At 43.3% G+C, this 12,056-nt stretch carries 12 protein-coding genes; all 12 read right to left on the reverse strand.

Annotated features, from left to right (window positions below):
• Positions 1-25 precede the first annotated feature (25 nt).
• Positions 26-1,042 (reverse strand): gluconeogenesis factor YvcK family protein, encoded by a 1,017-nt coding sequence (locus BM049_RS06195; RefSeq protein ID WP_091529536.1) that lies wholly within the window; start codon positions 1,040-1,042, stop codon positions 26-28.
• A complete protein-coding gene (gene rapZ, locus BM049_RS06200) occupies positions 1,039-1,926 on the reverse strand; it encodes an RNase adapter RapZ (protein ID WP_091529537.1) in 888 nt (295 codons plus the stop codon). The genes BM049_RS06195 and rapZ overlap by 4 nt, the downstream gene beginning before the upstream one ends.
• Before the next feature lie 276 nt (positions 1,927-2,202).
• Positions 2,203-2,397: a YgaP family membrane protein gene (locus BM049_RS06205; RefSeq protein WP_091529538.1), complete on the reverse strand. Its 195-nt coding sequence runs from the start codon at positions 2,395-2,397 to the stop codon at positions 2,203-2,205.
• 33 nt (positions 2,398-2,430) lie between these two features.
• Complete coding sequence (locus BM049_RS06210) at positions 2,431-4,155, reverse strand: phospho-sugar mutase (protein WP_091529539.1); 1,725 nt, start codon at positions 4,153-4,155, stop codon at positions 2,431-2,433.
• Positions 4,156-4,465: 310 nt separating this feature from the next.
• Positions 4,466-5,419: a thioredoxin-disulfide reductase gene (gene trxB / locus BM049_RS06215; protein WP_091529540.1), complete on the reverse strand. Its 954-nt coding sequence runs from the start codon at positions 5,417-5,419 to the stop codon at positions 4,466-4,468.
• Between the two features lie 229 nt (positions 5,420-5,648).
• Complete coding sequence (galU, locus tag BM049_RS06220; RefSeq protein WP_091529542.1) at positions 5,649-6,593, reverse strand: UTP--glucose-1-phosphate uridylyltransferase GalU; 945 nt, start codon at positions 6,591-6,593, stop codon at positions 5,649-5,651.
• A gap of 42 nt (positions 6,594-6,635) precedes the next feature.
• Complete coding sequence (locus BM049_RS06225) at positions 6,636-7,637, reverse strand: NAD(P)H-dependent glycerol-3-phosphate dehydrogenase (protein ID WP_091529543.1); 1,002 nt, start codon at positions 7,635-7,637, stop codon at positions 6,636-6,638.
• A 40-nt stretch (positions 7,638-7,677) separates the two neighbouring features.
• Positions 7,678-8,553 (reverse strand): prolipoprotein diacylglyceryl transferase, encoded by an 876-nt coding sequence (gene lgt, locus BM049_RS06230; RefSeq protein WP_091529544.1) that lies wholly within the window; start codon positions 8,551-8,553, stop codon positions 7,678-7,680.
• Positions 8,554-8,568: 15 nt separating this feature from the next.
• Positions 8,569-9,507 (reverse strand): HPr(Ser) kinase/phosphatase, encoded by a 939-nt coding sequence (gene hprK, locus BM049_RS06235; RefSeq protein WP_091529546.1) that lies wholly within the window; start codon positions 9,505-9,507, stop codon positions 8,569-8,571.
• Between the two features lie 130 nt (positions 9,508-9,637).
• Positions 9,638-9,967 carry a phage holin family protein gene (locus BM049_RS06240; protein ID WP_091529547.1) on the reverse strand — a complete coding sequence of 110 codons (330 nt, stop codon included), beginning with the start codon at positions 9,965-9,967 and terminating at the stop codon, positions 9,638-9,640.
• 3 nt (positions 9,968-9,970) lie between these two features.
• Positions 9,971-10,270: a PspC domain-containing protein gene (locus BM049_RS06245; protein ID WP_091529549.1), complete on the reverse strand. Its 300-nt coding sequence runs from the start codon at positions 10,268-10,270 to the stop codon at positions 9,971-9,973.
• 24 nt (positions 10,271-10,294) lie between these two features.
• Positions 10,295-12,007, reverse strand: coding sequence for a daptomycin-sensing surface protein LiaX (gene liaX, locus BM049_RS06250; protein WP_091529550.1), 1,713 nt, complete (start codon positions 12,005-12,007; stop codon positions 10,295-10,297).
• Positions 12,008-12,056: the final 49 nt, after the last annotated feature.

The following is a 12,056-nucleotide window of genomic DNA, read 5'->3' on the forward strand; positions in this document are numbered from 1 at the left end:
GAGATTGTTGATTCAGCACTCATTTTTATAAGTATTCCTTCATTTTCCTCTGACTGTTGAATGCTGTTCTGAATATTTCTTCTGCAACTTTTTCACCGTTATGATAGACTTTGTTACCTGTCAGAAGTAAAAAGTCATCAGATATGATCATCGGCACTTCTTCTTTCAGGCCCTTGAAATCATGTTCCACTTGTAGAAGATATTCTTCATTTTCTTCTTGTTCAATGTAATCTTGAGGGACGTCCCCGATATTCGTCAGAGCTATATCGACAAATTTGGTTCCCAGGTGCTTATGCAGCACTTTTACATGGTCTGCATCATTCAGGCCTTCTGTTTCACCCAGTTGTGTCATGATATTTGAGATATAGACGACCTTGCCTTCCGTTTCGATCAACGCTTTACCAATAGCAGGGATCATGATATTCGGCAAAATACTGGTAAACAGACTGCCAGGTCCCAATACGACCATATCCGCATTCATGATAGCTGAAACGACTTTTCGGCTTGCCTGGACAGGCCGCTCCTCTTCGACACACGTTACGGATACAACATCGATCATTTTCCCTTTTTTAGGGATCTGAGATTCTCCACACTGGGTGGTGCCATCCATATATCTCGCATGTAAATTTAACGGCTCTTCAGCTGCAGGATAAACGTGTCCTTTGACATGCATCATTTTAGCAAGCAGCTGAATCGCCTCATAGATATTCCCGCGCATGTCCGCCATAGCAGATATGATCAGATTACCGATGGTGTGCCCTGACAGGCTCTGGTCATCCGATCGGAAACGATACTGAAATATCTCGCGCTGCAGTTCTGGTATTTCAGACAGCGCCGTGAGCACGTTCCTTAAGTCACCGGGGGGAACCGCATTGAAGCTTCTGCGTAACACGCCACTGCTGCCGCCATCATCCGCTACTGTCACGATGGCAGTTATATCTGCATCCTTTTCTTTCAGACTTTTTAAAATGACAGGGAGCCCTGTGCCTCCGCCGATAACTACGATTTTCGGTTTTCTCTTTCTAAATGTCTCCTGCTTCATGATCGGACAACGGACTCCTTTACTTTATCTTTGTCGCGATGAGAAACATTAACGTGATACCCATCTGCTTTGATCTGCTTTGCAATGCGCTCAACCAAGGCAACAGAACGGTGTTTTCCGCCTGTACAGCCAATAGCGATCGTGACATTGCTCTTTCCTTCTTTTTTGTATCCAGGCAAGGTAAAATCGATTAAATCGATAAATTTTTTGTAAAAGGATTCTGTTTCCGTCTGCTGCATCACATAATCATAAACGGCCTTATCCATACCAGTCTGCGGTCTTAATTCCTCGATATAATGCGGATTCGGCAAAAACCGGACATCCATGACGATATCTGCATCAATGGGCAGGCCATATTTAAAGCCAAATGAGACGATTTCTACTCGGAACATCTGTCTTTCTTTTTCTTTGAATTCTTTTATCAGTCGTTCTCTTAATTCACGTGGAGTCAGGGATGTGGTATCTATAACAAGCTGGGCACGCATGCGGATCTCGTTCAATAATTTACGTTCTTTTTTTATGCCTTCTATAGTCCGCTCATCTTTAGCCAGCGGGTGAGCTCTTCTTGTTTCTTTATATCGTGTGATCAGCTCTTCGTTTGTCGCTTCCAGGAAAACAATACGCGTAGTGATGTGAGGAGTATTATCCATTGTCTCCATGACCTGATTTACTTCTTCAAAAAAGTCTTTCATTCTCAGATCCATAACTAGAGCAATTTTACTGAACTGCCCGGATTCACGGACCAGTTTCCAAAAGGTCGGCAACAGGTTCGGGGGCATATTATCGATACAGTAGTATCCCATATCTTCAAAACTCTGCATGGCAACTGTTTTTCCAGCTCCGCTCATACCTGTGATGATGACAAGTTCAAGTTTTTCATTCATTACGCTCACTCCTATTCTCACTTAAAGTTTTATCTTTCATTTTTCCTGTCTCATTCCTTTTATTATAACATCCCTGGTGTGTCATTACTACAGTATTCACAAAAAGTCATATCTTAGTCATAGTGTCCGGAAAGATTTCCACCTAGAAAACCGTAAAAACATCGAAGAAGAAAATACCGCCAAATCGTGGGATCTCGATCCTTGATTTGACGGTATTTCTATTTTTGTCGTTCATATATCCTGTTTTCAAAAGACTTTCGTCTCAGGTTCTGTGCCTTAGTCTTTTTCACATGTGCTCGTACCCAGTAATGCATAGGCACCGCACCTTTGAGTCAGACCTGTTAAAATAAGCGGAATGGAAGCTAGACCGAACCACTTGTAAGGAGTTGAGTGCAGAAACAAAAGTGGGAAAAGAAGAATTCCAATCGTAATCCGAATGATTCTATCTGTGTGTCCAACATTCTTTTTCATTTTACTGCCTCCTGTTCTGTTTGTTTCAAAAAATTAAAAGTCGATCCTTGAACGGATATCCGCTTCGAATGCTTCCACTTTTTCTTGAACAGCTACGCCAGAGTCATCGCATGCTGAGATGTAGAACTTGATCTTCGGTTCAGTTCCAGAAGGACGCACGGCGATCCAGCTCGAATCAGCCAGTGTGTACTTCAGTACATTAGCCGGTGGCAGTTCGATGGTTTCTTCGGAAGACCCTTTTTGTCTTGTCTGCGTTTTATAATCTTCCACCATAGAGACTTGGATATCTCCGAATTTTTCTGGTGTCTGTGAACGAAGTCCGCTCATGATTTCCTTGATTTTCTCTGTGCCTTCCATTCCGTCCATTTTGACAGAAATGGTTTTTTCAACGAAGTGTCCGTGCTCATGATACAGCTCATGAATCGCATCAAATAGGCTGTAGCCCTGTTCTTTAAAGTAGGCGGTCATTTCAGCCACCATCACTAAAGCTTGAATCGCATCTTTGTCTCTGACAAATGGCTGAATAAGATAACCATAGCTTTCCTCAAATCCATACATAAAGATATGAGAATGGTCTGATTCAAATTCTTTGATTTTCTCTGCAATGAACTTGAATCCTGTCAGGACATCGATCGTTTCTACCCCATATTTATCTCCGATCACACTTGGAAGATTGCTTGAAACGATGGACTTTAACATTACACTGTTTTGTGGCAGCGATTCTTTAAGCGTATGCGCTTTGAATATATACTCGACCATCAGTGCAGCGATCTGGTTACCGGACAGCACTTCATAATGTCCTTTAGCTGTTTTCACAGCCAGTCCCAGACGGTCGGCATCCGGATCAGTCGCTATCAGAACGTCAGCATCCACTTCTTTCCCTTTTTCGATTGCCCGTTCAAAGGCTGCAGGGTCTTCCGGATTTGGTGACTTCACCGTTGAAAAATCAGGATCAGGTTTTGACTGCTCTTCTACAAACGATACATTCTTGAACCCGATTTGTTTCAGGGCTTTTTCACCCAGCATCTGACCCGTCCCGTGAAGTGGCGTGAATACTATTTTCAGTGCTCTTCCCTGTCTGTCGATCAGGTCCTGATCGATCGTCACTGTTCGAAGGGCCTCTAAATATTTTCTGTCTACATCATGACCGATGAATGTCAGGAGGCCTTCTTTTTCTGCTTTTTCTCTATCCATAGCATCAATTGAAAGGATATCTGTCACACTTCTAACATAAGTAGTTAAATCATCTGCTTCTTTAGGAGGCAGTTGTCCTCCGTCTTCCCCATAGACTTTATAGCCATTGTATTCCGGTGGGTTATGGCTGGCGGTGATCATGATCCCCGCGGCCGCTCTCAGATGTCTTACTGCAAATGACAACTCGGGTGTCGGTCTCAATTCTTCAAAGACATAAGCTTTGATGCCATGGGCAGCCAGCGTCAGCGCAGATTCTACTGCAAATTCTTTCGACATATGACGTGAATCATATGCAATGGCTACGCCTCGCTCTTTCATTTTTTCTCCTTGTTTTTCTATAAACAGAGCCAGTCCTTCGGTAGCCTGACGAACGGTATAAATGTTCATGCGGTTCGTACCGGCACCGATAATGCCACGCATCCCGGCAGTGCCGAATTCAAGTGAGGTATAAAAAGCATCTTCAAGACTCGCTTCATCATCCTTATGTTTTTCTAAATCTTTCTTTAGCTCTTTATCCAATTTTGAGTCATTCAACCATGTCTGATATGTTTCTTTCCAATCCATAATGATCCCTCGTCTCTGTATAATTTCTTTCAGTTAACTTTCATATTTTAATTGTATCATGTTTAACCTTATCTTGCATAAAAAAAGAATACATGTTAAAAATTTAACAGCGCAGTCAGAGCGCTTCCTGAACTCGGTTGCCAGTTTTCACACGCGTCTCTTTTTTGTCTGGAATACTTTCAGGCGCTAGAAGGTCGCTGGATACGCTGTTTATTTACAGAGAGGACCATTCCTTTATCAGTGGTACTCTTCTTTTAAAAAAAAAAGAAGAACCAGAGGATCAGCTCTCCAGCTCTTCTTCATTATTCTTTCAAACGTTCTGTTTTTCCATTTTTTCTTTCAATTCTTCAACATACTGGTATGCCGCATTGCCTGCTACTGAACCGTCTCCAACAGCTGTTGCGACCTGTCTTAAGACAGTATCTCTGACATCGCCGATAGCAAAGACGCCGGGCACCTGTGTCATCATATTAGCATCTGTTTCGATCCAGCCTTCTTCATCCGTGATCGGTAATGAACGGAATGCTTCAGAATTAGGGAGAAGACCAATATAAATGAATGCGCCATCGGCTTCAATAAATGACGTTTCGCCATTTTTTACGTTTTTGACTTCCACACCAGTCATACTCTGATCGCCAACGATTTCTTCCACAACTGTATCCCAGATGAAGTCGATTTTTTCATTTTTAAACGCACGATCCTGAAGGATTTTCTGCGCTCTCAATGCATCTCTGCGGTGGATGATCGTTACTTTTTCAGCAAATTGTGTCAGGTATGCTCCTTCTTCCACAGCTGAATCACCTCCACCTACTACGACAACGTGTTTGTTTCTAAAGAATGCTCCATCACACACAGCACAATAAGACACGCCACGGCCGTTTAATTCTGCCTCACCTTTGACGCCAAGTTTCTTATGCTCGGCTCCAGTCGCGATGATAACAGCTTTAGCCAGATATGTTTTATCTGATGTCACGACTTCTTTTACCGTTTCTTTATCAACGATTTCCCGAACGTCTCCATAGACATGCTCAGCACCGAACTGTGTCGCTCCTTCAAGCATTTTCATGGAGAGATCAGGTCCCATAATGCTCTTGAAACCAGAATAATTTTCGATCTCAGCCGTATTGTTCATCTGTCCGCCAGGGATCCCTTTTTCAAGCATCAGTGTTTTCAGATTTGAACGTGAAGCATATAAAGCCGCTGTCAGTCCACCGGGGCCCGCCCCGATCACGATGACATCATAAACAGTATTTACCTTTTCCATTCAGACATGCTCCTCTCACTAAGCATAATATTAGTTGATTTATATCAGTTATTTTATCATATTGAGTTTTATGGTCTTTTACTTACTTTTTGTAAGCTAATCACCTTATATAGTTTACCAGATTATGGATATTTGTCAAGCGAAAAAGCTCCTTTCATAACAAACAGCATGAACTCATCCTGTTCACTATAAAAGGAGCTTAACTGAGCATTCATTTCGTGTCCAGTGTTTATTCTTCGTCTTCCTTCGCTGCCTCAAGTTCATGGGCTTCAGGGTCCATATTGTTTTCGATCGCTCCCGATTCCAGTTCTTTACTCAAGTCCAGGATATACTTCTTCAGATCATCTTTTACCTGAGGATGTTTCAACCCGTACTGGATCGTTGTTTTCAAAAATCCGAATTTATCTCCAACATCGTAACGCTCGCCTTTAAATTCTTTGGCAAAGACACGCTGCGTCTTGTTCAGTTCGTCAATCGCATCGGTCAGCTGGATTTCTCCCCCAACACCCGGTTCAAGATTTTCCAGAATCCCAAAGATTTCAGGCATCAGGAGGTAACGCCCGATGATAGCCAGATCACTCGGTGCATCTTCGGGATCAGGTTTTTCAACGAATTTTCGTACATTATAAAGTCCGTCTCCCGCTTCTGCTTCAGGATCGATGATCCCGTAACTTGATGTTTCCTCATGTGGCACACGCATAACTGCAATATTGGAAGCATGAGTTTTCTCGTACCCTTCGATCAGCTGTTTTGTCAATGGCTCTTCATCAGCCATCACATCGTCCCCAAGCATAACAACAAAGGGTTCATCTCCCACAAACGCTTTAGCCTGCAGGACAGCATGCCCCAACCCTAAAGGATACGGTTGTCTGACAAAATACAGATTGAGACCGGTCGTCTCTTCCACGAGTCCCAGCAGCTCTTCTTTACCTTTTTTACGTAAATTTTCTTCCAGTTCCGGATTGGAATCAAAGTGATCTTCGATCGGTCTTTTAAGTTTTCCGGTTATGATAAGGATATCCTCGATCCCGGAAGCAATAGCTTCTTCTACAATAAACTGAATCGTCGGCTTATCCACGATCGGGATCATTTCCTTAGGCATTGCTTTCGTCGCCGGCAGAAAACGCGTGCCGTATCCGGCAGCAGGAATGATCGCTTTTCTTACTTTCTTCATTATCGCATTACTCCTTTATATAGATTTTCAGGCAAAACTTTTTCACTCTGCCTTGCCTTCGCGTTTCATCAGATTCAGTATAACATATTTAACTTCAGCATCCTTGTATAACACATCATATATGGCTTCCGTGATCGGCATCTCGATCGCATGTTCTTTAGCCAGTTCAAAGGCAGCCTGTGTCGTGGAAACACCTTCCACGACCATCCCCATGTTGTCCAGAACGGATTGAATCGCTTCACCTTTACCCAGCTGATATCCTGCCCGCCAGTTCCGTGAATGCGGACTAGTGCAGGTAACGATCAAGTCCCCTACACCACTCAGGCCCATGAATGTCAGTGGATCAGCACCCATTTCCACGCCTAAGCGACTGATTTCAGCTAACCCGCGCGTGACGAGACCCGCCTTGGCGTTATCCCCATATCCCAGACCGGCTATGATCCCCGCACCGATAGCGATGATATTCTTCAAGGCTGCGCCGATTTCCACTCCGATGATATCTGTATTCGTATAGACCCGGAAATAATCATTAATGAACAGCTTCTGGACATATTGGGCACTTTCCAGATGAACAGAGGCGGCCGTAATGGTGGTCAAGTCCCGGTTGATCACTTCTTCAGCATGACTCGGACCGGATAGGGCAACGATGCCGGTCACATATTCACAAGACAGCTCTTCATCCAGGATCGTGGATATGCGCTTATGCGTCTTGCGCTCAAGACCTTTGGATGCATGGATGATCGTTACTTTTCTGTCCAGGATCGTATCAAGTCGACGGGCCAGTTCTCGGATCCCGCTTGTGGGTATCACCACAACAATTGCCTCGACATCTTTCACGGCCTTCTTCAAATCTGTGGTTGCAGCGATTTCATCCGTGAATTTAAATTCAGGTAAATAGTGTGTATTAGTGTGTCTGGTGTTGATCTCGTTCTGCTGCTCCTGATCTCTTGTCCAGATAGTGACTTGATGACCATTTTCAGTTAAGACATTGGCTAAGGCACTCCCCCAGGACCCGGCACCTAAAACAGCTAGTCTGCTTCCCATTCTATTCCCTCCTTTAATTATTGACGTTCATGTATTATTTTCAGTTGTTTTTCTGATGATATTTTTTCTTCTTCTCTTTATATACTTTTTCAGGTTCTACACCCTCTGTATAATAAGGAGGTCTTGGATAGACATAGAAGCGCCGATAGATGATCAAGCCGATACTTGAAACGAGCAGCAGTAAAGAAAGCAGTTGTGACACACGGAAATCTCCAATATATAGACTGTCCGTTCTCATGCCTTCAATGAAAAATCGCCCCAGGCCATACCAGGCAAGATAGCCCAAAAAGACCTCGCCTCTAAGCAGTAGTCTGTCCTTAGCCCGTAAAATCATTAAAAGGATGAATCCGACAAGATTCCATAATGATTCATATAAAAAAGTCGGATGGTAATACGTTCCATTGATATTCATCTGTTCAATGATAAACTCCGGGAGCTGCAGTCTTTCCAGGAACTGACGACTGACTTCTCCGCCGTGAGCTTCCTGATTGATAAAGTTCCCCCATCGGCCAATGGCTTGAGCGATCATAACGTGAGGAGCCAAAATATCTACTAAGAGCCAGACGGGCACATCATTCTTATGGCTGTACCAGTACATCGTTATAAATCCGAGGATCAAGCCGCCATAAATCGCCAATCCCCCTTCCCAAAAATAAAACATGCGGATAGGATCAGCCAGATAAGTCGGCAGTTCAAACAAGACATAATACAGTCGTGCGCCGATTATGCCTGCGGGTATGATCCAGAAAGCCAGGTCGATGATGAAGTCTTCCCCGATCCCCCGCTTATTTGCTTCACGCATACTTAACCAGACGGCTAAAAACATCCCTGTAACAATGATGATTCCATACCAGGCCACTTCTAAAGGACCTAACCTGAAAGCAACTGGATCTATGTTACCTATTACACTTTGCATTTATGACGCCTCCATTTATTCTACATGTGTATTCTTTTCTATAAGCTTATTCAGATTATTCTCAAATGTTTTTGTCGCATCATATCCCATTTCCTTGGCGCGTATATTCATTGTAGCAATTTCGATAATGATCGACAGATTGCGACCCACTCTGACAGGAATCGACAGCTTAGGAATATCGACATTGAATATGCGCATTTTATCGAGATTGTGTCCCAGACGATCATACTGTCTGTTGCGATCCCAGTGTTCAAGGTTAATGACCAGATCCACGCGCTTTTTCGTACGGATCGAGCCGACACCAAACAGGTTCACGACATCGATCACACCGATCCCTCTGATCTCGATCAGGTTTCTTAAAATTTCCGGCGGTTCACCAATGATACGTCTTTCATCCATCATATACAGTTCGACCCTGTCATCTGCAACGAGACGGTGCCCACGCTGTATAAGTTCCAGGGCCGTTTCAGATTTACCTATGCCTGAATCACCAATGATCAGTACGCCCATCCCATAAATGTCGATAAGGACACCATGTTGGGAAACACGTTCAGCCAGGCGTTCTTCCAGAAAATTAGTCACATTGGACGACAGACGGGTCGTTGACCTCTTGGAAAGCAGGACAGGTATCCCTTTTTCTTCTGCAGCTTTCAACAGTTCCTTAGGCGGTTCCTGATTTCTCGATATTAAAAAGGCGGGTGTTTCTGCCTGACACATACGCTTCATAACGATATAACGTTCATCACTCGTCATTTTATCTGCAAATGACAACTCGGTCTGACCTAATAATTGAACCCGGTCTTGCGGATAAAAGCTGAAATAGCCTGTAAGCTCCAAGGCGGGTCTTGATAGATCGCTGACCATTATTTGTCTGTCCAGATTATCTTCACCGACAACGACACGTAAATCATCCATCGATTCTACCAGTTCATGTATTTTTACTGAAGCAGTCATTGATTATCTCCTTTATTCATTGATATAAACATACCTTCATCATATCATATTTGACTAGGTCATAATAGACAAACCGGGTAGGCCGCATACAAAAAAGGCTTAATGCATTTATTCGCATTAAGCCTTTTTATTAAGCATTATTGAAGTAAGCATTTAAAGCTGATACGATCAGAGCCACCAATAGTGCGAGACCAAATGAACTGAATCCGAAACCACTGACTAAGGCGGCGGTCAGCCATAACATCAGGCCATTGATGATCAAATAGAACAGGCCCAATGTCATGATCGTTATCGGGAAAGAGAGAACAACCAGAATCGGCTTGACCAGTACATTCAGTATCCCGAAAACGACAGCAGCCACTAATGCGGTCAGCCATGATGCGATCATGAATCCATCAAGAAAACCAGCTAATGCCAGAAAAATCAATGTATTAGCTAAGATACGCTGCCACCATTTCATGGACTAAAAGTCACTCCAATCCTCTTCTTCGACTTTTTCCGCCTCTTTCCTTTTCGGTTTTTCATTCGTCTGCCCGTAAGGAGAAGATGAACGCGGTCTATTCTGCTTTTGAGACGCCTGGTCGTCATCCGGCATCACCAGTGCCAGCAGGAGATAGATCGGCACAGTAGACCCCACGCCTACAAACGTCGCTACAACGACAATGACGCGCAGGAGTACAGGATCGATATTGAAATATTCTCCGATGCCACCCAAAACTCCGAATATGACTGCATTGTTTTTCGATTTAGTTAATTTATTCATTCTTTAACCCTCATTTCCTTTCAGTTATTTGTCTGTATCCTTTAATAATACATTACCAGTTGTTGTCGATATATTAAAGTCAAACGTTGTCTCATCCACGACTCGTTTAAAACGTTTCATGTTATCTGACGTATCAGTGATCTCGACATTGCTTAAGCGACTCTTGATTTTACCAAACGTTGTCTTGGCCTGGCCTTCAAGCGTCACATTATCTGGAATGGCCAGTTTCACATTACCGTTAACCGTCGCTGCTTTAAGTCTGGCGATCGAGTCATTCTTGACAGTAACTTTCACTTCACCATTTGTTGTAGACAGATCTCCGCTTTCCAGTTCTCCATCGTACGCCAGGGAACCATTGACGGTACTGGCAAGCAGGTCTTTCAGCTGGCTGTTTTGGACAGTTATAGACCCGTTTGATCCTTTGGCTTCAAGCATCGTACCACCCAACTTATCAAACATAATGGAACCATTGGTCGACTTGGCGTAAACATCTTTGACATCCAGTTCGTTTATCATGACTTTCCCATTGAGCGTATTGATTGAAAGATAATCATACGTTCTTTCAGGTAAAGTCAACGTCAAATCTGCATATACACGCTTGTTGGGAACATGAATGATCAGTTTGTCTTCATCTGCGGTAACCGTGCTGCGTGCGGCAAACGATTCTTCCGGAGTATTCTCATCCATTCTGCCATACAATTTACCTTTAGCAGATAAAGCGATCGTCTCATTATTTCCTTTGTTGACCGTGATTTTACCGTTGGCCACTTTGATATCTATGATCGTAGCCGTGGAGTCATCGAAAGACCACTCTTTACTGTATTCTTTGGATGCCAGGGTAGGGAATTTCAGGCTGACATTCTTCCAGTCGAAATTCTCAAGTACATTATCAAAAGACGTGCGGATCGTCTGTTTCATATCTTTATCAGAAGCCTGATTGACTGTCTTTTTAAAGAGCGATGACATTTCCTTACCTGCCTCTTCGATACGTTTTCCTGCTTTTGTGAGTTCTTCACTGGCTTCTTTCTTCCAGTCTTCAGGAATTTCAAAACTGGCTGTCGCTTGTTTTGCTTTAAGTGTCCATTGTCTGACTTTTGAACGGTTCAGCTGTTTGACGCATTCCTCTTTTTCACGGCTGAGTTCTGTTTTTTTATCTTCCAATTTGCTGATATCGCTACCAAGTTCCTGGATATGGCTGTCGTCTTCGAAGTCCTGTTCTGTCATTTCCACCTGTTCAAGTTCTTTTGACAACTGATCTATTTTATTGCGAAGCGAGACGATTTCATCTGTATTATCCACTTCATCCAATTGTTTGATCAATTCCAATTCTTTTTGAACGAGTCGGATTTCTTCTGAAATAGCTTCTTTTCTTTCTGTAATGTCAGACTGGCTGTCTTTAGTCAGCTGATTCAGTTCTGTGTTTTTCTCATTCAATTCAGCGTCCACTTCGCTCAGCTGCTGGTTCAGCGTATCGAGTCTCACAGAACAGGCATTGATTTCTTTGACTAACGCTTCGAGTTCAGCTTCAGCTTCGTTTTGAGCCTGCGCTGTTTCTTTGTCGGCTGCTTCTTCGCCGGCTTCCTCAGTTTCTACATTACCTGCAGCTTCATCAGTAAATTCTTCTTCTTCGACTTTTCTGCCTTCTTTGCTGATCGTATTTTCCAGCAGATCCAAACCTTCTTCGGTCGACAATATGCCTTTTTTCATCAGGTCTATAATGCGTTCTCTTTCGTTCATTCAAAGCCCTCCTATATAGATTCCTTTAATCGATAAATAATAGTATTGG

The sequence above is a fragment of the Alkalibacterium subtropicum genome, from assembly GCF_900112455.1.
GTDB classification, from domain to species: domain Bacteria; phylum Bacillota; class Bacilli; order Lactobacillales; family Carnobacteriaceae_A; genus Alkalibacterium; species Alkalibacterium subtropicum.